Source organism: Stenotrophomonas sp. YJH_SMC_105-26 (genome assembly GCF_059368915.1).
In genome coordinates this window covers 61,810-82,843 of record NZ_JCAFSD010000002.1, presented here as the reverse complement: position 1 = coordinate 82,843, position 21,034 = coordinate 61,810, and the positions used below count along the sequence as shown (strand labels likewise).

19 protein-coding genes and 1 pseudogene are annotated in these 21,034 nt (G+C 67.6%); 10 read left to right on the top strand and 10 right to left on the bottom strand.

What is annotated here, in order from left to right; all coding sequences use genetic code 11:
• Positions 1 to 212: 212 nt before the first annotated feature.
• Positions 213 to 1,109 carry a LysR family transcriptional regulator gene (locus AC5P7F_RS07275; RefSeq protein WP_014646219.1) on the top strand — a complete coding sequence of 299 codons (897 nt, stop codon included), beginning with the start codon at positions 213 to 215 and terminating at the stop codon, positions 1,107 to 1,109.
• Between the two features lie 62 nt (positions 1,110 to 1,171).
• On the opposite strand, the gene AC5P7F_RS07270 is transcribed toward AC5P7F_RS07275, so the two are convergent.
• From AC5P7F_RS07270 to AC5P7F_RS07260, 3 genes are all read right to left on the bottom strand, one after another.
• Entirely contained in the window at positions 1,172 to 2,155 is a 984-nt protein-coding gene (locus AC5P7F_RS07270) for an aldo/keto reductase (RefSeq protein WP_164077238.1), read from the bottom strand.
• 121 nt (positions 2,156 to 2,276) lie between these two features.
• Positions 2,277 to 3,440: a PilT/PilU family type 4a pilus ATPase gene (locus tag AC5P7F_RS07265; RefSeq protein ID WP_042358565.1), complete on the bottom strand. Its 1,164-nt coding sequence runs from the start codon at positions 3,438 to 3,440 to the stop codon at positions 2,277 to 2,279.
• Positions 3,441 to 3,518: 78 nt separating this feature from the next.
• On the bottom strand, positions 3,519 to 4,556 hold the full coding sequence (locus AC5P7F_RS07260) for a type IV pilus twitching motility protein PilT (protein ID WP_004147099.1): 1,038 nt from the start codon (positions 4,554 to 4,556) through the stop codon (positions 3,519 to 3,521).
• Positions 4,557 to 4,643: 87 nt separating this feature from the next.
• On the opposite strand from AC5P7F_RS07260, the gene AC5P7F_RS07255 reads away from it, so the two are divergent.
• Positions 4,644 to 5,321, top strand: coding sequence for a YggS family pyridoxal phosphate-dependent enzyme (locus tag AC5P7F_RS07255; RefSeq protein WP_032958502.1), 678 nt, complete (start codon positions 4,644 to 4,646; stop codon positions 5,319 to 5,321).
• An 18-nt stretch (positions 5,322 to 5,339) separates the two neighbouring features.
• Positions 5,340 to 6,161, top strand: coding sequence for a pyrroline-5-carboxylate reductase (gene proC / locus AC5P7F_RS07250; protein WP_164077239.1), 822 nt, complete (start codon positions 5,340 to 5,342; stop codon positions 6,159 to 6,161).
• Between the two features lie 59 nt (positions 6,162 to 6,220).
• Here proC and AC5P7F_RS07245 read toward each other — a convergent pair whose 3' ends face one another.
• A complete protein-coding gene (locus AC5P7F_RS07245) occupies positions 6,221 to 7,096 on the bottom strand; it encodes a LysR substrate-binding domain-containing protein (RefSeq protein ID WP_164077240.1) in 876 nt (291 codons plus the stop codon).
• 71 nt (positions 7,097 to 7,167) lie between these two features.
• Here AC5P7F_RS07245 and AC5P7F_RS07240 point away from each other — a divergent pair.
• Positions 7,168 to 7,797, top strand: a pseudogene (locus tag AC5P7F_RS07240) (short chain dehydrogenase); the annotation flags it as partial.
• Positions 7,798 to 7,869: 72 nt separating this feature from the next.
• On the opposite strand, the gene soxR reads toward AC5P7F_RS07240, so the two are convergent.
• A complete protein-coding gene (gene soxR, locus AC5P7F_RS07235) occupies positions 7,870 to 8,304 on the bottom strand; it encodes a redox-sensitive transcriptional activator SoxR (protein WP_069117543.1) in 435 nt (144 codons plus the stop codon).
• A 29-nt stretch (positions 8,305 to 8,333) separates the two neighbouring features.
• Here soxR and AC5P7F_RS07230 point away from each other — a divergent pair, with 29 nt between their 5' ends.
• Positions 8,334 to 9,755, top strand: a complete 1,422-nt coding sequence (locus AC5P7F_RS07230; protein WP_164077241.1) for an MFS transporter — start codon at positions 8,334 to 8,336, stop codon at positions 9,753 to 9,755.
• An 87-nt stretch (positions 9,756 to 9,842) separates the two neighbouring features.
• Here the strand turns inward: AC5P7F_RS07230 and AC5P7F_RS07225 are convergent, their stop codons facing one another.
• Entirely contained in the window at positions 9,843 to 11,864 is a 2,022-nt protein-coding gene (locus AC5P7F_RS07225) for a lipase family protein (RefSeq protein WP_164077242.1), read from the bottom strand.
• Positions 11,864 to 12,838 carry an Lnb N-terminal periplasmic domain-containing protein gene (locus tag AC5P7F_RS07220; protein WP_014646210.1) on the bottom strand — a complete coding sequence of 325 codons (975 nt, stop codon included), beginning with the start codon at positions 12,836 to 12,838 and terminating at the stop codon, positions 11,864 to 11,866. Before AC5P7F_RS07220 ends, AC5P7F_RS07225 begins: the two co-directional genes overlap by 1 nt.
• A 171-nt stretch (positions 12,839 to 13,009) precedes the next feature.
• On the opposite strand from AC5P7F_RS07220, the gene AC5P7F_RS07215 reads away from it, so the two are divergent.
• Positions 13,010 to 13,414, top strand: a complete 405-nt coding sequence (locus AC5P7F_RS07215; protein WP_014646209.1) for a GFA family protein — start codon at positions 13,010 to 13,012, stop codon at positions 13,412 to 13,414.
• A gap of 278 nt (positions 13,415 to 13,692) precedes the next feature.
• Here AC5P7F_RS07215 and AC5P7F_RS07210 read toward each other — a convergent pair whose 3' ends face one another.
• Positions 13,693 to 15,210: an MFS transporter gene (locus AC5P7F_RS07210; protein WP_014646208.1), complete on the bottom strand. Its 1,518-nt coding sequence runs from the start codon at positions 15,208 to 15,210 to the stop codon at positions 13,693 to 13,695.
• Positions 15,211 to 15,316: 106 nt separating this feature from the next.
• Here AC5P7F_RS07210 and AC5P7F_RS07205 point away from each other — a divergent pair, with 106 nt between their 5' ends.
• Entirely contained in the window at positions 15,317 to 16,240 is a 924-nt protein-coding gene (locus tag AC5P7F_RS07205; RefSeq protein WP_164077243.1) for a LysR substrate-binding domain-containing protein, read from the top strand.
• A gap of 49 nt (positions 16,241 to 16,289) precedes the next feature.
• On the opposite strand, the gene AC5P7F_RS07200 is transcribed toward AC5P7F_RS07205, so the two are convergent.
• Positions 16,290 to 17,153 carry a DMT family transporter gene (locus tag AC5P7F_RS07200; protein ID WP_032958514.1) on the bottom strand — a complete coding sequence of 288 codons (864 nt, stop codon included), beginning with the start codon at positions 17,151 to 17,153 and terminating at the stop codon, positions 16,290 to 16,292.
• A 133-nt stretch (positions 17,154 to 17,286) separates the two neighbouring features.
• Here AC5P7F_RS07200 and AC5P7F_RS07195 point away from each other — a divergent pair, with 133 nt between their 5' ends.
• Both AC5P7F_RS07195 and AC5P7F_RS07190 read left to right on the top strand, forming a co-directional pair.
• Positions 17,287 to 18,666, top strand: a complete 1,380-nt coding sequence (locus AC5P7F_RS07195) for an aminotransferase-like domain-containing protein (protein WP_069117551.1) — start codon at positions 17,287 to 17,289, stop codon at positions 18,664 to 18,666.
• A gap of 98 nt (positions 18,667 to 18,764) precedes the next feature.
• Positions 18,765 to 19,439, top strand: a complete 675-nt coding sequence (locus tag AC5P7F_RS07190) for a methyltransferase (RefSeq protein WP_164077244.1) — start codon at positions 18,765 to 18,767, stop codon at positions 19,437 to 19,439.
• Positions 19,440 to 19,442: 3 nt separating this feature from the next.
• Here the strand turns inward: AC5P7F_RS07190 and smqnr are convergent, their stop codons facing one another.
• On the bottom strand, positions 19,443 to 20,090 hold the full coding sequence (gene smqnr, locus AC5P7F_RS07185) for a SmQnr family pentapeptide repeat protein (RefSeq protein WP_164077245.1): 648 nt from the start codon (positions 20,088 to 20,090) through the stop codon (positions 19,443 to 19,445).
• Positions 20,091 to 20,252: 162 nt separating this feature from the next.
• On the opposite strand from smqnr, the gene AC5P7F_RS07180 reads away from it, so the two are divergent.
• Positions 20,253 to 21,029: a DeoR/GlpR family DNA-binding transcription regulator gene (locus AC5P7F_RS07180; RefSeq protein ID WP_014646202.1), complete on the top strand. Its 777-nt coding sequence runs from the start codon at positions 20,253 to 20,255 to the stop codon at positions 21,027 to 21,029.
• Positions 21,030 to 21,034 lie beyond the last annotated feature (5 nt).

Here is a 21,034-nt window from a genome sequence, read left to right as displayed (position 1 = left end):
AGGCCGCAGCCAACTGTCGAAGGCGGGGTGGGTCCGGTTGAGGGGGTGTAGGCGGCATGGATGCCGCGACCAAGCCCCCATGGATGGGTTTACGGCGTCCCCCTCAACCGGGCCCACCCCGCCATCTCACGGATAGCCAGTTTTTGAAGTTGACGTGGCCGTTGACGTTGCTTCGGCAGGTGCCGGGCGCAGCCCGGCCGTATCATTCCAGCATGCCCCGCGAAAACCTCAACGACCTCCAGGCCTTCGTCCACGTCGCCCGCGAGGGCAGCTTCACCCGGGCCGCCGCCCAGCTGGGCGTGTCCCAGTCCGCGCTCAGCCATGCCATGCGCGGCCTGGAACAGCGCCTGGGCGTGCGCCTGCTGACCCGTACCACCCGCAGCGTATCGACCACCGAAGCCGGTGCCCGCCTGCTCGACACCCTGGGCCCACGCCTGGCCGAGATCGAGGACGGGCTGGCCGCACTGGCCGAGTACCGCGAACGCCCGGCCGGCACCATCCGCATCAACGCCACCGGCCATGCCGCCGAGTACATCGCTTGGCCGCGGCTGGCGCCGTTGTTGCAGCGTTATCCGGACCTGAAGGTGGAACTGACCACCGACTATGGCCTGGCCGACATCGTCGCCGAGCGCTACGACATCGGCATCCGCCTCGGCGAGCGCCTGGCGCGCGACATGGTCGCGGTGCCGATCAGCCCGCCGCTGCGCATGCGCGTGGTCGGTGCACCCAGCTACTTCCGCCAGCACGTGGTGCCGCAGCATCCGGACGACCTGGCCAAGCACAACTGCGTGACCCTGCGCCTGCCTACGCATGGGGGACTGATGCCGTGGGATTTCGGCCAGGATGGCAACGAACTGAGTGTGCGCGTTGGCGGGCAATGGACGTTCAACACCATGGGCATGACCCGCGCCGCTGCGCTGGCCGGCAGCGGACTGGCCTGGCTGCCGGAAGACCAGGTGCAGCCGATGCTGGACGATGGCCGCCTGCAGTCGGTGCTGGACGACTGGTGCCCGCACTTCGATGGCTACTACGCGTACTACCCGTCGCGCCGCCACGTCACCGTGGCGATGCGCACGGTGCTTGATGCGCTGCGCGGGCCGCTGGGGTGAGGGGCAAGGCGTGCGGACCAACGGTCCGCACCCACCACCAACGGTCCGCACCCAGCTGGTGATCAGCCCTTGGCCTGGGCGGCGCGCTGCGCGTTGTAGCGCTCGCCGACGATCGACACTTCGTCCAGCGCCTGTGCGATGCGTTGCAGCTCCTCCGGTGCCAGCTGCAGGTCGGCCGCGCCCAGGTTTTCTTCCAGGCGATGGATCTTGGTGGTGCCTGGGATCGGCACGATCCACGGCGCCTGTGCCAGCAGCCAGGCCAGCGCCACCTGCGCCGGCGTCGCGCCCCGTGCTGCGGCAATCGTACTGATGCGATCCACCAGCGCCTGGTTGGCGCGGCGCGCCTCCACTTCGAAACGCGGAACGCTGTTGCGGAAATCGTTGGCATCGAAGGTGGTGTCGGCGTTGATCGTGCCGGTGAGGAAGCCGCGGCCAAGCGGGCTGAATGGCACGAAGCCGATGCCCAGCTCCTGCAGCGTCGGCAACAACTCGCGCTCCGGTTCGCGCCACCACAGCGAGTACTCACTCTGCACGGCGGCAACCGGCTGCACCGCATGCGCGCGGCGCACGGTGGCAGCGCTCGCCTCTGACAGCCCGAAGTTGCCGACCTTGCCTTCGGCGATCAAGTCGCGCACGGTGCCAGCCACATCCTCGATCGGCACGTTCGGGTCGACGCGGTGCTGGTAGAACAGGTCGATATGGTCGGTGCGCAGGCGCTTGAGGCTGGCTTCGGCAACGGCACGGATATTCTCGGGGCGGCTGTCCAGGCCGTCATCGGTGCGCGCGCCCTTGAATCCGAACTTGGTGGCAATCACCAGCCTGTCGCGGTAGGGCGCCAGCGCCCGGCCGAGCAGGTCTTCGTTGGTGTACGGACCATACACCTCGGCGGTGTCGAAGAAGGTCACGCCGCGCTCGACGGCGGCCTGCAGCAGGGCGATGCCCTGGCCCTGCTCCACCGGCTGCCCGTAGGCATGGGTCAGGCCCATGCAGCCCAGGCCGAGGGCGGAAACCTTCAGGCCACTGCGGCCCAGTTCGCGTGTCTGCATCGTCGTGCTCCAGAGGGGGAGTGATGACGATACGCCTGTGGTGGCGCTGGATTGAGCCAGCCCGGCCGCAGTCGGTCATGACCGGAATTCATCAATCCAGCCACGACCGATGCCGGCCAGGTCAACGGATCTCGGAGATCTCCACGCCGTCCAGCCCCTGCGACAGGGTACGTGCGTCGCCGCCCTGGCTGAGCTTGATGCGCAGGCGCACCTCGTTCTGCGAATCGGCGTAGCGCAGCGCGTCCTCGTAGCTGATCTCGCCGGCCTGGTACAGCTCGAACAGGCTCTGGTCGAAGGTCTTCATGCCCAGCTGGACCGAGTCCTTCATCACTTCCTTCAGCTTGTGGATCTCGCCGTCGCGGATGTAGTCCTGCACCAGCGGCGTGCCCAGCAGGATCTCCATCGCCACCTTGCGCGAGCGGCCATCGGGCGATGGCACCAGCTGTTGCGCGACCACGCCCTTGAGATTCAGCGACAGGTCCATCAGCAGCTGGTTGCGGCGGTCTTCCGGGAAGAAGTTGACGATGCGGTCCATCGCCTGGTTGGCGTTGTTCGCATGCAGGGTGCACAGCACCAGGTGGCCGGTTTCGGCGAACGCGATGGCGTGATCCATGCCTTCGCGGGTACGCACCTCGCCGATCATGATCACGTCCGGCGCCTGGCGCAGGGTGTTCTTCAGCGCGGCTTCCCAGCTGTCGGTATCGATGCCGACTTCGCGCTGGGTGATGATGCAGCCCTCGTGCTTGTGCACGAACTCGATCGGGTCTTCGATGGTGATGATGTGGCCGGTCGAGTTCTGGTTGCGGTAACCGATCATCGCTGCCAGCGAGGTCGATTTACCGGTACCGGTGGCGCCGACGAACAGGATGATGCCGCGCTTGGTCATCGCCAGCGTCTTGATGATCGGCGGCAGGCTCAGTTCTTCCACGGTCGGAATGCGCGTCTCGATGCGACGCAGCACCATGCCGACCTGGTTGCGCTGGTAGAAGCAGCTGACGCGGAAGCGGCCGACGCCGGACAGGCCGATGGCGAAGTTGCATTCGTGCGTCTTCTCGAATTCCTCGCGCTGCGCCGGGGTCATCACGTTGAGGACCAGGTCGCGGCTCTGCTGCGGCGTGAGCGGGGTCTGGGTGATCGGCGAGATCTTGCCGTTGACCTTCATCGCCGGCGGCATGCCGGCCGTGATGAACAGGTCCGAGGCGCGCTGGTGCGCCATCAGCTTGAGGAACGAAGTGAAATCGATGGTGGTCGCGGTGCTGTTCACGGCGGGCTCCCAAGAGGGCATGTACCAGGAAACGGTCGGTGGAGGAAACGGCACGGAGACGGCGCCGCACTGGTGCACGCCGCCCGTGGTTGTCCCGCCTTACTCGAACAGGCGCTTGTCCTTGGCGTACTCGCGGGCCTGGTTGCGGGTGATCAGGCTGCGCTTGACCAGGTCCTGCAGGTGCTGGTCCAGGGTCATCATGCCGTACTGCTGGCCGGTCTGGATGGCCGAGTACATCTGCGCCACCTTGTCTTCGCGGATCAGGTTGCGGATGGCCGGGGTGCCGACCATGATTTCCCACGCTGCGGTACGACCGCCGCCAACCTTCTTCAGCAGCGCCTGCGAGATCACCGCACGCAGCGACTCGGACAGCATCGAACGCACCATCGGCTTTTCGCCGGCCGGGAACACGTCGATGATGCGGTCGATGGTCTTGGCCGCCGAGCTGGTGTGCAGGGTTCCGAACACCAGGTGGCCGGTTTCCGCGGCGGTCAGTGCCAGGCGGATGGTTTCCAGGTCGCGAAGTTCGCCCACCAGGATGATGTCCGGGTCCTCACGCAGTGCCGAGCGCAGCGCTTCGTTGAAGCCATGCGTATCGCGGTGCACTTCGCGCTGGTTGATCAGGCACTTCTGCGAGGTGTGCACGAATTCGATCGGATCCTCGACGGTGAGGATGTGGCCGTATTCGTTCTTGTTGATGTAGTCGATCATCGCCGCCAGCGTGGTCGACTTGCCCGAACCGGTGGGGCCGGTCACCAGGATCAGGCCCTGCGGCTGCTGGATCACCTCGCGGAACAGCGGCGGGCAGGCCAGGTCCTCGAGGGTGAGCACCTCGGACGGAATGGTACGGAACACCGCACCGGCGCCACGGTTCTGGTTGAACGCGTTCACACGGAAGCGCGCCAGCGACGGGATCTCGAAGGAGAAGTCCACTTCGAGGAATTCCTCGTAATCGCGGCGCTGCTTGTCGGACATGATGTCGTACACCAGCGCATGGACCTGCTTGTGGTCCAGGGCCGGGATGTTGATCCGGCGAACGTCGCCGTCCACGCGGATCATCGGCGGCAGGCCTGCGGACAGGTGCAGGTCGGACGCTTTGTTCTTTACGGAAAACGCCAGCAGTTCGGCGATATCCATGAGCGGCTACTCCCCAATAACGGCTTCGACTGGAAGGATCTTTCCCCGGGCGGCAGTATAGCCTCCTGATTCAACGGAACGCGTTACGTGGCCACTCCCCTGCCCCAGATCCTGAGCAACCTGCATGCCGCCGCCGAGGCGGCCGGCCGGCCCGATCCGCGCCTGCTGGCCGTTTCCAAGACCCAACCGGCCGAGGCCGTGGCTGCGCTGGCCGCGCAGGGCCAGCAGGCCTTCGGCGAGAACTATGTGCAGGAAGCGCTGGCCAAGATGCAGGCGCTGCAGCACCTGGCGCTGGAGTGGCACCTGATCGGCCACCTGCAGTCGAACAAGGCCGAGGCCGTGGCCACCCACTTCGATTGGGTGCAGAGCGTGGACCGGCCCAAGCTGGTGACGGCGCTGGCGCGCCATCGCCCGGCCGCGCGTGGTCCGCTGAATGTGCTGATCCAGGTCAACATCGACGATGAATCCAGCAAGCACGGCTGTGCGCCGGAGGATGTCGAGGTGCTGGCCGCTGCGATTGCCGCCGAGCCCACCCTGCGCCTGCGTGGCCTGATGGCGATTCCCGCGCCATGGCCCGAGGCGGAACGCCGTCGGGATGCGTTCGTGCGCATGCGCACACTTTTCCAGTCGCTGGCCGCCCAGCACGCGCAGGTCGACACGCTGTCGATGGGCATGAGCAGCGACTACGCCGACGCCATCGCCGAGGGCGCCACTTTGGTGCGCATCGGCACCGCCCTGTTCGGCGCGCGTCCTCGCCCGGCCTGATCTTGCAAGGAGAGTTTCATGACAGCTGATTCCATCACCTTCATCGGCGGCGGCAACATGGCGCGCAGCCTGATCGCCGGCCTGATCCGCCGGGGCGTGCCCGCCGCAGACATCCACGTGGCCGAACCGGTTGCAGCACTGCGCGAGTCGCTGGCCACCGATTTCGGCGTGCAGGTGCACGACAATGCCGCCGATGCCGCCGCACAGGGCCGCACCTGGCTGCTGGCGGTGAAGCCACAGGTGCTGCGCGAGGTCTGCCAGTCGCTGCAGGCACTGGCCCAGGCAAGCCGGCCACTGGTGGTGTCGATTGCCGCCGGCATCACCAGCGCGCAGCTGGAACGCTGGCTGGGCGGCAACCTGCCGGTGGTGCGTGCAATGCCCAACACGCCGGCCCTGCTCGGCGCCGGCGTGACCGGCCTGTATGCCACGCCGTCGGTGGATGCACAGCAGCGCTCGCAGGCCGAACAGGTATTGGCCAGTGCCGGCCGTACCGTGTGGATCGAGCGCGAGGCGCTGATGGATTCGGTCACTGCCGTGTCCGGCAGCGGGCCGGCCTACGTGTTCCTGCTGGCCGAAGCGATGGAAGCGGCGGGCATTGCCCAGGGCCTGCCGGCCGACGCCGCGCGCACGCTGGTGGTGCAGACCCTGCTGGGCGCTTCGCGCATGCTCGATGAAGCCGGCGAAAGCCCGGCCGAGCTTCGCCGCCGTGTGACCTCGCCGAACGGCACCACCCAGGCCGCGATCGAGAGCTTCCAGGCCGGTGGTTTCGAAGTGCTGGTGGACAACGCGCTGCGTGCTGCGCAGGTGCGCGGGCAGGAATTGTCTGCGGCGAATGATTGATCCCGATGTGTGCCGACCAACGGTCGGCACCTGCCATCAACCACGCATGGCGTGGATGCTCATTGCCCAAATGTGGCCATGACGAAATCCACGAAGCACTGCAGCCGCGGGCGCGGCCGTCGATCCGGCAGGTAGATCAGATGCATCGGTCGCGGTTCGGGCAGGCAGTCGCGCAGCAGCGGCTTCAGGCGCCCTGCTGCGATCTCCCCCGCCAACAGCGCGGTGGGCTGCAACACCAACCCGGCCCCGGCCACGGCGGCTTCGCGCAGCGCGAACCCGTCGTTGCAGGTCAGCCGCGCCTCCCAATCCACCTGTTCACCGTTGGCCAACTGCCAGCCATGGCCACCACGCCAGGCAAGATGGCTCAGGCAATCATGCCCCTGCAGGTCCGCCGGCGTGCGTGGCGTGCCGCGCCTGCGCAGGTAAGACGGCGCCGCGCACAGGCTCATCGCATACGGCGGCAGCGGCCGCGCCACCACCTCCTGCGATGGCAACGGCCCGACCCGGATCGCCACGTCGAAGCCGTCCTCGATCAGGTCCACACGGCGGTTGCTCAGATCCAGTTCGATGTTCAACTGCGGCTGCGCGCGCAGCAGGCCGGCCAGCTGCGGCGCCAGCACGCAGCTGCCCCAGGTGGTCGGCGCACTGACCCGCAGCAGGCCACGCGGCTGTACCTGCAGACCGGCCACATCGGCCTCGGCCTGCTGCACCTGCTCCAGCACTTGCCGGCAGCCGGCCAGATAGGCGCTGCCGGCTTCGGTCAGGCGCTGGCGGCGGGTGTTCCGTTGCAGCAGCGCGGTGCCCAGATGCGCCTCCAGCTGCTGGATGTACTTGCCCACCATCACCGCCGAGACCTGCAGCTGTTCGGCGGCGCCGGCGAAGCTGCCACGCTCGGCCACGGCAACGAAGGCCTGCATGCATCGAAGGGTATCCATTACTAATCCTTAGTTAGGAATCTGCGAATCATACGCCGCTTACCTAACCCCATTGTGAGGGCGCAGACTGCGCTCACTCCCTTACGCAAGGAACGGCCATGAAGATCCTCCTCGTTGGTGCCAGCGGCACCCTCGGCCAGGCAGTCGCCCGCCAGCTCGGCCAACAGCATCAGATTCTCGCCGCCGGCCGCAGCAGCGGCGAACTGCGCGTGGACCTGACCGATGACGCCAGCGTCGCCGAACTGTTCGCACGTACCGGCCCGGTCGATGCGGTGATTTCCACCGCCGGCAAGCTGCACTTCGGCCCGCTGCAGCAGATGACGCCGGCGCAGTTCAACCTTGGCCTGCAGGACAAACTGCTGGGCCAGGTGAGGCTGGCACTGGCCGCGCAGCATCATCTCAACAGCGGCGGCTCGATCACCCTGACCAGCGGCATCGTCAGCGCACAACCGATCCGCGACGGCGTCAACGCCACCTCGGTGAATGCCGCACTGGAAGGCTTCGTGCGCGCAGCCGCACTGGAGCTGCTGCCGCGCGGCCTGCGCATCAACGTGGTCAGCCCGAACGTACTGATCGAATCGATGGCCGCCTACGGCCCCTACTTCCCGGGCTTCGAGGCGGTAAGCGCACAGCGCGCGGCACTGGCCTTCCAGCGCGCGGTGGAAGGCATCCAGAGCGGCGAAACCATCACGGTCTGGTAAGAAAAAGGGGACGGAGGGGATTAAGTCGCAAGTGCACAAACGACATAATCCCCTCCGTCCCCTTTTTGTCGCTCACTCCCAGCGCATCGGGCCGTCGCCGCGTTCGCCGAGGACGTCGTCGGGATTGGCCAGGCGGCAATGCTGCAGCGACAGGCAGCCACAACCGATGCAGCCGGTCAGTTCGTCGCGCAGCAGCTGCAGCATGTGGATGCGCTCTTCCAGCTCGGTGCGCCAGCGCGCAGACAGCCTGGCCCAATCCGCTTTGGTCGGTGCGCGTCCGTCAGGCAGGCTTTCGAAGGCACGGCCGACTGCTTCCAGCGGCATGCCCACCCGCTGCGCCACGCGGATCACCGCCAACCGGCGCAGCACGTCCCGGCTGTAACGACGTTGGTTGCCCGAGGTGCGCAGGCTGCTGATCAGCCCCTTGCGCTCGTAGAAATGCAGTGCGGAAACGGCCACGCCACTGCGCTGGGAGACCTCGCCAACGCTGAGTTCCTGGGATGCCATTGCTTGACCTCAACTACAGTTGAGGTGGCATGCTGCTATCTTCGCCGCCCGTTGACAAGCGCGGCCTGCACCTGACCCGTATGACCCCGACCCTCTCTCCCGCCGACACCCACCTGCCGGCTGACAGCTCGATCCTGTCCGCGCGCTACCGCGCCACGACCATCGGCATGGTCGCACTGGTCGCGCTGCACGCCTTCGAAGCACTGGCCGTCGCGGCCGCGATGCCCACCGTGGCCGAAGCACTCGATGGACTGCGCCTGTACGCGCTGGCCTTTGGCGGCACCCTGGCCACCAGTGTGATCGGCATGACCCTGGCCGGGCGCTGGGCCGATCGCCACGGCCCCGCGCGGCCACTCTGGTACGGCCTGGGCTGCTTCGTGCTGGGCCTGCTGCTGGCCGGCTTTGCGACGCGCATGGGCGTGCTGGTGGCCGGGCGCCTGATGCAGGGCCTGGGCGCGGGCGCGATTTCGGTCTCGCTCTACGTGATGGTCGGCCGCAGCTACCCCGAGCACCTGCGACCGAAGGTGTTCGCGGCGTTCTCCGCAGGCTGGGTGGTGCCCTCGATGGTCGGCCCGGCGTTGAGTGGCCTGATGGTGCAGCACCTGGGCTGGCGCTGGGTATTCCTGGCAGTGCCACTGCTGGCGATACCGGCCGCACTGCTGCTGCGCCCGGCACTGGCGCGCATGCAACCTCCCGTTGCGGTCTGCAACGATGGCGAACGCAGCAACGTGGTGCGCTGGGCCTCTGGCGCCTCACTGGCCGCACTACTGCTCTACGTCGGCGGCCAGCAACAGGGCATGGCCGCCCTGCTCTGCATCGGCGTGGCGATGCTGGCGCTGCTGTTCTGCGTGCATCGGCTGCTGCCGGCCGGAACCCTGATCCTGCGCCGCGGCCTGCCCAGCGTGATCGCGTTGCGCGGCATTGCTGCAGCGGCGTTCTTCGCCTGCGAGGCCTATCTGCCCCTGCTGCTGCAGCGCGAACGCGGGCTCTCGCCCAGCTGGGCAGGCGCCGTGCTCAGCCTCGGTGCGCTGGGCTGGTTCGCCGGTTCATGGCTGCAGGGCCACCAGCAGCGTGGCTGGTCACGCCAGCAGCTGCTGCGCGTTGGCACGGTGATGATGACGTTCGGCATCGCCGCAACGCTGTCGGTGCTGTTCAACCCGATGCCGCTGCCGGTCGCGCTGGTCGGCTGGGCCGTGACCGGCTTCGGCATGGGCATGATCTACGCCAGCCTGTCGGTGCTGACCCTGTCGCTGTCAGCACCGCATGAGCAGGGTGCCAATACCTCGGCGCTGCAGCTGAGCGAGGCGTTGTCGGTGACCACCGCGCTGGCGGTGTCCGGCGCGTTGTTCGCCATGTTCGTGGAAAGCGCGCCGCATACCGGCTACCTGCTGTGCCTGGCCATCACCTTCGGTCTGGCGGTGCTGGCCGCAGTGATCGCGCGGCGGGTGTAGCGCCGCCGGATTCCGGTAGTGCCGGCCGCTGGCCGGCAACCTCCGCGCACGCGGGAATCCGATGATGGCGACGGCCAGAGGCCGGCATTACTGTGTACCGGTCCCGACATCATCGATATCCCGATGCAGGATGCGGCGCACTTCCAGCACGGCCTGCGGGGTCTCCTGCACGCTGTGGCCGGAAATGATCACCTTCTCCGACAGCGCGCCCGGCAGATGCGCGCTCCAGTACGGCACCAGCCCGTCATCGGACTTCTCCACCGGCAGCTCCGGCTTGCGCTGGGCGATGATCGAGTGGTACTTCAGGCCCGCTTCGATCGGCAGCTGTGCGGCGGCCTTCACGAACGGATCGCTGGCCTTGAGGTTGTCGATGCTGTTGGGAATCTTCGGCTTGGCGGTGCCGTCGACCTGCTGCTCGGCCTGTGCCAGCGCCATGAACACGTCCTCGAACTTGCCAAGAATGGTCAGCGGCAGGCGTACCAGGCGCCCGATCAGCCGCCCGACCTTGTTGCCTGCGATATCCGTGCCCTGGTGCGGCGCGGCGATGAAGATCGCGCGTTCCACGTTCGGCTGCGCCTTGAAATGCAGCAGTGGCCCCAGCTTGGCCTGCACCCGCTTCAGCCGCTCGCCCTTCAGGTCATAGTTGGCCAGCAGGTCATCCCACAGCACATCACCCGAGTCGCTCACCAGCAGCCGCGCGAGCACGCCGCCCATGCTGTGACCGATATAGACCATGTCCTTCGATGCGCGTGTGCTGCCGTTGGGGTCGAAGTGCTTGAGCGTGTCATTGAACGCGTTGGCGATCTCGTAGCGGTTCAGCGCGATCGGTGCATTGGTCGGGTAGTAGACCTGCCACACCTGGAACTGCTGGCGCAGCTCGGGGTCGCCCATGATCTCGTTGGCCAGGTTCACCCAGGCTTCCGGGCTGCTGGCCAGGCCGTGCAGCATGAAGATGATGCGGCGGTTCGGGTCCCACGGCTGCATCAGGTAGATGTGCGGTTCGCCGATGCCCTCACTCATGCCGAACAGGGTGCGCAGTGACTGCCGGGCGAAGCCACTCTGCGCCAGCCACAGGCCGTAGGCAGCGGTGAAATTGCCGGCCAGCGGCACCTGTTCGCCGTGCAGGGTGATGCGTTCGGTGGCCTCCGGCGAATAGGCGTCCAGTTCAACCCGGCGCGTACGCATCACGTCTTCCAGGCTGCTGCCTTCGAAACGCAGCAGCGCGGTGACGTTGATCGAGGACATCTCGCTGAATTCCGGCACCGAATCGTCATGCCGATGGCGGCGGCCACGGCGCTCGTCGTCAGCATCATCCGCCGCTGTTTCCGCCTTCGGCCCATCGCCCGCGATCACCGGCGCGACCAGCTTGGGCGGGTCCATCACCATCACCAGCTCGGCACCGAAGCCATCGCGGCGATAGGTGCTGCGCAGGCCGACGAAGCTGACCGTGCCGGCCGGCACCAGCTGCGCCGGAATGCTCTTCAGGTTCAACTGCTGGTAGTTGGAGGCCAGCGACCAGCTGCCGACCGAGATCGGCTTCGTATAGTCCTCGCCGGCCAGTGCCGCTGCACGCGCGCGCACGAACAGCACCACCGCCGCCTTCTCGGCGGCGTAGTTGTAGTAGTCGCGCACCTGCGTCTGCCGGTCTTCGAAGGCGCGGTCGGACGGCGAGCGGCCGCTGTAGAACAGGTAGGCATAGGCATAGCGCGCGGCTTCCAGCCAGGCATCCAGCGCCGCATCGCTCATCGGCGGATCGCCGGCGGCGGTCTTCTTCGGCGTCAGCGCCAGCGCGGCCTTCACCCACAGTTCGGACAACGCCGACAGCCGCTGCTCGACGTTGAGGTCATCGGTCATCAACAACGTGCTGCGGCAGACCAGGAAGTCCTTCTCGCACTGCGACTCATCCAGGCCCGCCGCGCTGAGCGTCTCGCGCGCGGCCGGGCTGAGCTTGCCGGTGTTGAGCACATCGGCGCGCTTGTTCACCAGCGAATCGCTGGACTTTACCTGCTTGACAGTCACCATCGCGCAGCCGCTGCTGCCCAGCAGCAGGAAGGCGGCGAACAACACCGGCAGCGCGCGCCGCCAGCGGATCAGGAAGAGTCGGGTCATTACTGCGGGTCCTGCTCGGTGCCGGGCACGCCCTGGCGGATCACGGTGGAGAAGTGGTCGCCGCTGCCCAGGTCCAGCGCACGCTGGGTGATGCGGCCCTTGTCATGCAGTTCGGCATAAGGCACGCCCGGCGTGAGCGCGCCGACCTCCTGTGCGTATTCGGCCAGGTAGCCGGACAGCAGCAGGCGGTAGTCCAGCGGCAGGCGCGGCGCGATGTGGCGGGCCAGATCGAAGACGATGGTGGTGCAGTTGCTGGTGAGCGTGTTGTAGAAGCCCGGCTTCGCATCCAGTTCGCGCGCCTGCGCGATGTACGCGGCGAACAGTTGCTTCAGTTGCGCCTGGTCCATGCCGTGCAGGCGGTACAGGTAGACATCCTCGCCACGCGCGTTGGTGCGGGTGCGGATGATGTCGGTCTCCTCCGCGGCCACCAGGGTCATCTCGAATTTGCGGAAGAAGCCGCCCAGCGCCGAGAACGATTCGCCGCGTTCCTTGCGGATCTCCAGCGAGAACACCACGTGGCGCCCATCCTCGAAACCGAACGAGATCAGGGTGTGGGCGATCGCCGGGCCCATCCAGTACGACAGCACCAGATCGGCCGAGCGGAGTTGGTCCAGGTCGTACGCGCGGCGCACCCAGTGCGCGTCGTAGTCGGTCTCGCTGCGCCAAGTGAAATCACGCACGTTGTCGAGCACCACGTGGCGCCCGTCGAAGGACACCACGTGCAGGCGCTGGGCCACGTCATCGGCCCAGACGCGGTCCTGGCGCGGGGTGAGCAGCAGCCACCACAGGCCGGCCAGCGCCAGCGACGCGCCGAACGCCATGCCCAGGCGACGATGGCCACGGCCACGCGCGACCTGCCACGACGCCCACAGCGCAACCAGCAGCCACAGCACCGCAATGCCATTGGCCAGCCAGCCCGGCCCCGGCATCTGATAGGCCAGCAGCCCGGTCACCCACAACGCTGCCAGCGCCATGGCACTTCCTGTCATCCAACGTCCTGCGGCTCTCACTGGCATCCTGTCGCGGTCCCGAAGCCGCATAGTTAGCCACAAGCGGGTTCACCGTGGCATCTACGGCCCGTTCAGGGACCGCGGCGCACCGTCTGCGGCGGTCCATGCGGCCAGGTTCACCTCACAGGAGCAACGATGGGCATCACTTCCGTGGCCGGCGTTCCGGTCCAACCCCAGCACCGCGCCACCTGCCACTGCGGCACGGTCGAGCTGTTGCTGGACCTCCCGGACGGCATCGTCGACCCGCGCCGCTGCGACTGCTCGATGTGCCGGCGCCGGGGTGCCATCGCCGCCAGCGTCCCCCGCCAGGGCCTGCAGGTGGTGCGCGGGCAGCATCACCTGCAGAAGTACCAGTTCAACACCCATGTGGCCGAGCACTACTTCTGCGGGGTGTGCGGCATCTACACCCATCACCGGCGCCGCTCCAACCCCGACCAGTACGGCTACAACGTGGCCTGCCTGGAGGGCATCGACCCGTTCGCGCTTGGGGTGATCCCGGTCAGCGACGGGGTCAACCACCCATCAGACCGCACCGGCTAGTGGCGCGTGCGCCGCGGTGGCGTGGCCACCTTCTGCCAGGGCGCCATGCCGCTGCGCCCGGCCCGCGCCGGGCGTTTCAGCCAGGGCCGGCGTGACGGTGACTGTGGCGCGTCCTCGACCGGGGGAGGAAGGGTTCGACGGCTGGGCCAGAGATGGTCGAGCAGCCACATGGCGGGTCTCCGTGGGGGACGGGGACGATCAACACTAGGCCCGGGTGGGCATAGGCGGCGTGAGCGGGACACGACAGCGGGATGACGGCGGAGGCGGCGATGAGCCTGCTACACCATGTCCCCGACCAAGGCACCTGTGCGTTTCCGCAGCAACAGGCGCAACACGGCGGCACAGGCGGCGGTCAGCAGCGCCAGTACACGCAGCAGTGTCGCCAGCGCCTCACTACTGGCGTGCTGCAGCTGCATGCGGCTCATCGTCGGTAGCAGTGCCTGCGCCTGTTCCCGCGCCCCCGTGGCCAGATAGGCACCGGCACGCACCAGCGGTGCCGGCGACGCGCCCTGCAGCTGATGGCCGATCAGCAGCGCAAGCAAGGCAGTGACTGCGGCCAACGCGATGCCTTCGCCGGCCACCCGCACGGTTCCGAATATGCCTGCGGCCATGCCGGCACGTTGCACCGGTACCACGCTCACCGACAGTCCATCCATCAGCCCCCACGGCAAAGCCGTGCCTGCGCCGACCAGCATCAGCAGCGGCACCCACTGCAAGGGCGACGGGTGCGACGCCTGCCGCGACAACAGGTACAGGCCGGCGGCACACACCAGCAGACCCAGCGTGCACAACCGCGCACTTCCCACGCGCTCCGCCCAACGCGCGGCCAGCATCGGCAGGACCAGCATCGGCGCGGACAGCGCCAGCATCTGCAGTCCCACCAGCGTCGCGCTCTGGCCATGCACGCCCAGCAGTTGCAGAGGTAACGCGACCAGCAGCACCACGTAGCCGAAGCAGGTCGCCACCGGCAGCAGCTGGACACCGAGGAACGCCGGTTGTGAGAACAGTGAGAGGTCCAGCAACGGTGAGGGGTGCCGCCGTTCGATGAAGACGAACACCCCGCCCAACAGCAGCGTCACCAGCAGCGCCAGCCGCACGCGCGCGGCATGCAGGCCGAACTCGCCCAGCCACAGCAGCGCCAGGGTCAACGTCGCCAGCGTCAGGCTGAAACTCAGCATGCCGCCGATATCCAGTGGTCGGCGCTCGCCATGACTTTCAGGCAACGCGCGTGCCCCCAGGCCGAAGGCCACCAACGTGAGCACACCGCCCGCGGCGAACACGCTGCGCCATCCCAATGTCTGCAGCAGCAGGCCCGCGAGCAAGGGCCCCAACGCCAGCCCCATGCCGAACGTGGTGCCCAGCAGGGCGAAGACACGGGCACGCGCCGGCCCCTGCCAGGCCTGTGCCAGCAGCGCCGTGCCGGATGCCAGCGCCGCCGCCGCGGCAACGCCCTGCAACCCGCGCGCCAGATCCAGCCATAGCAGCGTGCGAGCAAGGCAGACGGCGGCGGTGGCGGTGGTGAAGCCCGCCGTGCCCAGCAGGAACAGCCGCCGACGGCCATATCGATCGGCCAAGCCGCCCGCAGCGAGCAACAGACTGCCGAAGGTGAGCATGAAGGCGTTGGTCACCCAGGCCAGCGCGGTGGGCGATGCCGCCGCGGAACGGGCCAGCGCCGGCACCGCGACTGCACCGGCAGAGAAGGACAACGGCAACGCCAGCGCGGCCAGGCAGACCGCAAGCAGCGCCCAGCGCTGCTGCGCGCGGACAGGTACAGGGAGCATCGAATCCGGGGCCATGCGGGCCTCCATCCATCAGGGGCATTGATGATGGACAGGCCGCTATTCCAGAAAAACAGGCTCGGTGGATGTTGATTGCGGCCAGATGTTCCGCAATCATCCAAGCATGGACTCCATCTCCGCCCTGCTCGCCTTCGTCCGCACCGCGGAGTCAGGCAGCATTGTCGGTGCCGCCCGCGTACTCGGCCTGTCAGCCTCGGCCGTCGGCAAGCGCATCGCCCGGCTTGAACAGGAACTCGGCACGCGCCTGTTCCAGCGCACCACCCGCCGCGTGCATCTCACCGACGAAGGCGAACTGCTGCTGCAACGCTGCCGGCGTGCGCTGGATGAGCTTTCCGAAGCACAGGCGGACCTGGCGCAGCGACAGCACGCCCCCAGCGGGCTGCTGCGCATCGGCCTGCCCACCATCGGCTACCGCTTCCTGCTGCCGGTGCTGCCCGGCTTCCAGCAACGCTATCCGCAGGTGCAGCTGGAACTGGACTTCAACGACCGCATCGTCGATGTGGTCAGCGAAGGCCTGGATGCGGTGATACGCAGTGGCGAACTGGCTGATTCCAGCCTGACCGCACGGCGACTGGGGGGTTTTCGTTTCATCCTCTGTGCGGCGCCGGGCTATCTGCAGATGCATGGAACGCCCGGCGATGTGGGCGACCTGCGCATGCATACCGCGCTGCGCTTCCGTTACCCCACCACCGGAAAGCTGCATCCGTGGCAGCTGCCCGGCATCGAAGGCGACGCCGGGGCGCGCCTTTCCACGGCGATGACCTGCAACAACATGGAAGCCGTGCTGGCCGCTGCGATCGGATGCATGGGCCTGGCCTGGATGCCTGACTTCCTCGCCGCTGACGCGCTGGCCGATGGCCGCCTGCAACAGGTGCTGCCCACACTGCCCACGCACCGGGGGCAGTTCTCGCTGCTGTGGCCCGGCGGGCGCCATCCCAGTGCACGCCTGCGGGTGTTCATCGACTACGCCGTTGCGCACCTTTTCCGCAGCACCCCGGAAAAGGGGACGGAGGGGATTAAGTCGTAATTGGTCCTGCTGTGCCTGAAACGACTTAATCCCCTCCGTCCCCTTTTTCCTAGCGGCTGAAGCGGCGCGCGCCGGCGACGCAGATCACCGCGACCAGAGTCACCAGCACCATGCTGAGGCTGACCGATTCGTGCAGCAGCAGCGCGGCCAGGGCCAGGCCGAAGAACGGCTGCAGCAGCTGCAGCTGGCCGACGGCAGCAATGCCGCCCTGGGCCAGCCCGCGGTACCAGAACAGGAAGCCGATCAGCATGCTGAACACTGCCACGTAGCCCAGTGCCCACCACGCCGAGGCACCGACCGCAGTGAACGAGGCCGGGCGCATCAGCACCGTCAGCGGCAGCATCACCGGCAACGCCAGCAGCAGTGCCCAGCTGATCACCTGCCAGCCGCCCAGATGACGGGCGAGCCGACCACCTTCCGCGTAGCCCAGCCCGCACACCACGATCGCCGCCAGCATCAGCAGGTCGGCCTGCAACGAGGCTTCGATTCCGTTGCGCGCGGCATAGCCGACCACGCAGGCACTGCCCAGCAACGAGAACAGCCAGAACGCCGGGCGCGGCCGATCGCCACCGCGCAGCACGCCGAACACCGCTGTACTCAACGGCAGCAGGCCAAGGAACACGATGGTGTGCGCCGACGACGCGTGACGCAGCGCGAGCGCGGTCAGCAGCGGGAAGCCGACCACAACGCCGAGGCTGACCACCACCAGCCCCGGCAGGTCGCCGCGCCGCGGCCATGGCTGGCGCAGCAGAAGCAGCAGCCCCAGACCGAGCACCGCGGCGATGGTGGCGCGTGCGGCGGTGACGAACCCGGCATCCAGCTGCAGCACCGCCAGGCGGGTGGCCGGCAATGAGCCGGCGAAGATCACCACACCGATGAAGCCATTGATCCAACCACTCGCCGACCGTTCCACGCCTGTACTCCTGAAGGTGCCGGACGATGCCCGGCTGCACCTGTATGGAAGCATCCGGCGCGGAACGACCCCAGCTACAATCCAGTACAGCCGCAAGTAACTGTACTGCCCACACTTCCACTACGGTTCCACCATGCCGCGCCCGCTCACCCGCATCGAATCGGTCATCCAGACCGTCCGCACCCGCATCAGTGCACGGGTGGATGGCCCCGGCTCCCGCCTGCCTTCGGTACGTGCGCAGGCGGCGACCATGGGGGTTTCAGTCTCCACCGTGGTCGAGGCCTACGAGCGCCTGGCGGCCGAAGGCCTGATCAGTGCGCGCGCAGGCTCGGGCTTCTACGTCAGTGGCCCGGCCGCACCGCTGGCGCTGGCTGAAATGGAGCCGCGGCTGGATCGCGCGGTGGATCCGCTGTGGGTATCACGGCAATCGCTGGAAACGCCCGCGGGCGATCTCAAGCCAGGGTGCGGCTGGATGCCCAGTGACTGGCTGTATCACGATGGCGTGCGCCGCGGCCTGCGCCGGCTGGCGCGTGCCGATGCCATGCAACTGGTGGACTACGCCGGTCCGCTCGGGCTGCCCGCGTTGCGCCAGCTGCTGCAAAGGCGCAGCGCCACGCTTGGCATCGATGCACCGATGGAGCAGATCCTGCTGACCGAATCCGGTACGCACGCGGTCGATCTGCTCTGCCGTTTCCTGCTCAAGCCCGGCGACTGCGTGCTGGTCGATGACCCGAGCTACTTCAATTACCACGCGCTGCTCAAGGCGCACCAGGTGCAGGCCATCGGCGTGCCGTACACGCACAGCGGCCCGGACCTGGAGGCGTTCGCGCAAGCCCTGCAGGCGCATTCGCCGCGGCTGTACATCACCAATTCCGGCCTGCACAACCCGACCGGCGCGGTGCTTTCGGCCAACACCGCGCACCGCCTGCTGGGCCTGGCCGAACGCAGCGAGTTGATCATCGTCGAGGACGACATCTTCGCCGACTTCGAACTGCAGCCGGCACCGCGGCTGGCCGCGCTCGATGGACTGTCACGGGTGATCCACGTCGGCAGTTTCTCCAAGACGCTGTCGGCAGCGTCGCGCTGCGGCTACATCGCTGCGCGCCACGACTGGATAGAAGCACTGACCGACCTGAAGCTGGCGACCAGCTTTGGCGGCGGCCATCTGGCCGCGCAGTTGATGCACATCGCGCTGACCGATAGCGGTTACCGCCGCCACATGCAGTCGATACGTTCGCGCCTGGCCGATGCACGCCGGCACACACTGCGGAAACTGCAGGCGCTGGGCATCACGCCGTGGCTGCAGCCGGAAGCCGGCCTGTTCCTGTGGTGCCAGCTGCCCGACGGCCGCGACGCCGCCGCACTGGCGCGGCAATGCCTGCGCGAGGGCATCGTGCTGGCGCCGGGCAACGCGTTCAGCCAGTCGCAGCGCGCGGCCGACTATCTGCGCTTCAACGTCTCGCAGTGCCAGGACCCGAGGATCTGGCAGGTGCTGGCGCGGGCGTTGCGTTGAGCTGGATGCAAGCCGGTCCGCGCAGGCAGGAGCGACCCGCGGCAAAGGCACTTGCATGCCACGGTACAGTGGTATGTCCCTGTTGCAGGAATGCACGCATGTCTTCGTTCTCCGATCCGCAGGCCGTTGCCCGCTATGCCGAGGGCCCGCTGCGCCAGGTGCCCGGCTTCCTCGCGTTGCAGCAGATGAGTCGCCTGCTGCTGGCCGAACACGTTCCTGCGCAGGGCCGCGTGCTGGTGCTGGGCGCCGGTGGCGGGCTGGAGCTGAAGGCTTTTGCCGAGGCGCAGCCGGGCTGGCAGCTGCTGGGCGTGGACCCGGCTGCACCGATGCTGGCCCTGGCCGAGCAGACACTGGGCCCGCTGATGTCGCGCGTGCAGTTGCTGGAAGGCTACATCGACGATGCCCCCGGCGTGCGCTTCGATGGTGCCAGCTGCGTGCTGACCCTGCACTTCCTCGACGCCGCGCAGCGCCTGCACACGCTGCGGGAGCTGCACAGGCGCCTGCAGCCCGGCGCACCGCTGGTGGTGGCCCACCACAGCGTGCCGCAGGATCCGGCCGGCAAGCTGCGCTGGTTGCAACGCTACGCCGCGTTCGCCGAAGCCTCCGGCGTTGCCCACGCCGATGCACAGCGCGCGATCGACGCCATTGCCGAGCGGCTGCCGCTGCTGGCCCCCGAACAGGAGGTCGCCCTGCTGCAGGAGGCCGGCTTCGACGGCGTGGAGCTGTTCTATGCGGGCTTCAGCTTCAAGGGCTGGGTGGCGTACGCCGGGTAATGCCTACGGCACCACCGTGATGCCGATCCGCTGCATCAACAGCGCCACCTGCTGGACATCCAGCGTGGCGCCACGCAGGTTGGTGCTGCGCAGGTCCAGCTCGCCCAGATCGGAATTGGTCAGGTCGCAGTCGGTGAAGTTGGCGCTGTTCCAGTCGATTCCCTCGAACTGGCCACCGGACAGGTCCGAGCCGGCAAAGCTGGCGCCGCTGACGTTTGCACCGTCCCAGCGGTTCTCCCACAGTTCGCATTTCTCCAGCGTGACCCGCGAGAAATTGGCATAGCGCAGGTTCGACTTCTTGATGAAGGCGCTGCAGAACCAGCTGCGCGTGGTGATCTGGTTCATGAAGCTGGCGTTGCTGGAATCCGCACCCTGCGCGCGGCACTCGCTGATCTCCAGGCCCAGCGCCTTGATGAAGTTGAAGTGGCACATGCTGATGTCGCAGCTGCGGAAGCTGGCCTCCTTCAATGTGGCGCCATTGAAGCGGCAGCCGCTGCGGCTGTCGGCATCGTAGAAGCTGCAGTTGATGAACTCGGTGGCGGTCAGGTCGGCACCGGAAAAATCGCACTCATGGAACTGCTGGTCGACCACTTTCTGGCCGGTGTACTGGTCCGCGCCGATGCGCAGCTTGCGGTGAACGGTGGGGGACATCAGGGATTCCATGCCAGGTGCCCCGCCATCATGCCGGGCCGCGAGGGCGATCCATAGACGTGGGCGCGGGCGGATTCACCGGCAGTCCAGCCGCCCTGTGCCCCGCCCAAACGCAGCATGCACGTTGTTGCACGTTAATGCACGAACGTGCAGACTTGCAGCATGAGCTCCGATCCCAGCCCCCTCCCCGCCCAGCGCACCCGGCAGATTCTGGAGGAACTGCGCCAGCAGGGCCGCGTGGTTGCCGCCGAGCTGGCGCGCCGCTATGCCGTGTCCGAAGATTCGATCCGCCGCGACCTGCGCGAGCTGGCCGCGCAGGGCCTGTGCCAGCGCGTCTACGGTGGCGCCGTGCTGCCACCGCCCAAGGAACGCCCGCTGCGCGAGCGGCTGACCCGCGACCGCGGCGACAAGGCCGAGCTGGCCGCCCGCGTCTGCGCGTTGCTGCAACCCGGCCAGGTCGTACTGCTCGACGCCGGTTCAACCAACCTGGCGATCGCCCAGCAGTTGCCGGCCGCCCTCGGCTTGACGGTGATCACCAACGCGCCACAGATCGCCACGGCCGCCAGCCTGCTTGAAGGCACCTCGGTGCAGCTGATCGGCGGGCGCCTGGCCAGCGGTGGCGGCGCGGTCGGCGCCGAAGCACTGGCCCAGGTGCAGCGCCTGCGCGCCGATGTGTACCTGCCCGGCCCCTGCGCGGTGGACGGCGACACCGGCGTGTGGGCAATGGATGCGGAAGAAGCCACGCTGAAGCGCGCGATGGTGGCCTGCAGCAGCCGTGTCATCGTCGCCGCCACGACTGAAAAGCTGGGTGCACGCGGCAACTGGCAGATTGCCAGCCTCGACGAGATCGACGACCTGGTGCTGACCACCACCGCACCGCCCGCATTGGCGGCACGCTTCCGCGCCGCAGGCATCGCGGTACACCCCACTCCCCCCTGACCGTA

Bases quoted from the DNA above. Each gene is read 5' to 3' on its own strand.
- AC5P7F_RS07275 (WP_014646219.1), top strand. From the start codon at position 213: ATGCCCCGCGAAAACCTCAACGACCTCCAGGCCTTCGTCCACGTCGCC.
- AC5P7F_RS07270 (WP_164077238.1), bottom strand. From the start codon at position 2,155: ATGCAGACACGCGAACTGGGCCGCAGTGGCCTGAAGGTTTCCGCCCTC.
- AC5P7F_RS07265 (WP_042358565.1), bottom strand. From the start codon at position 3,440: ATGCCCTCTTGGGAGCCCGCCGTGAACAGCACCGCGACCACCATCGAT.
- AC5P7F_RS07260 (WP_004147099.1), bottom strand. From the start codon at position 4,556: ATGGATATCGCCGAACTGCTGGCGTTTTCCGTAAAGAACAAAGCGTCC.
- proC (WP_164077239.1), top strand. From the start codon at position 5,340: ATGACAGCTGATTCCATCACCTTCATCGGCGGCGGCAACATGGCGCGC.
- AC5P7F_RS07245 (WP_164077240.1), bottom strand. From the start codon at position 7,096: ATGGATACCCTTCGATGCATGCAGGCCTTCGTTGCCGTGGCCGAGCGT.
- soxR (WP_069117543.1), bottom strand. From the start codon at position 8,304: ATGGCATCCCAGGAACTCAGCGTTGGCGAGGTCTCCCAGCGCAGTGGC.
- AC5P7F_RS07230 (WP_164077241.1), top strand. From the start codon at position 8,334: ATGCTGCTATCTTCGCCGCCCGTTGACAAGCGCGGCCTGCACCTGACC.
- AC5P7F_RS07225 (WP_164077242.1), bottom strand. From the start codon at position 11,864: ATGACCCGACTCTTCCTGATCCGCTGGCGGCGCGCGCTGCCGGTGTTG.
- AC5P7F_RS07220 (WP_014646210.1), bottom strand. From the start codon at position 12,838: ATGGCGCTGGCAGCGTTGTGGGTGACCGGGCTGCTGGCCTATCAGATG.
- AC5P7F_RS07215 (WP_014646209.1), top strand. From the start codon at position 13,010: ATGGGCATCACTTCCGTGGCCGGCGTTCCGGTCCAACCCCAGCACCGC.
- AC5P7F_RS07210 (WP_014646208.1), bottom strand. From the start codon at position 15,210: ATGGCCCCGGATTCGATGCTCCCTGTACCTGTCCGCGCGCAGCAGCGC.
- AC5P7F_RS07205 (WP_164077243.1), top strand. From the start codon at position 15,317: ATGGACTCCATCTCCGCCCTGCTCGCCTTCGTCCGCACCGCGGAGTCA.
- AC5P7F_RS07195 (WP_069117551.1), top strand. From the start codon at position 17,287: ATGCCGCGCCCGCTCACCCGCATCGAATCGGTCATCCAGACCGTCCGC.
- AC5P7F_RS07190 (WP_164077244.1), top strand. From the start codon at position 18,765: ATGTCTTCGTTCTCCGATCCGCAGGCCGTTGCCCGCTATGCCGAGGGC.
- smqnr (WP_164077245.1), bottom strand. From the start codon at position 20,090: ATGTCCCCCACCGTTCACCGCAAGCTGCGCATCGGCGCGGACCAGTAC.
- AC5P7F_RS07180 (WP_014646202.1), top strand. From the start codon at position 20,253: ATGAGCTCCGATCCCAGCCCCCTCCCCGCCCAGCGCACCCGGCAGATT.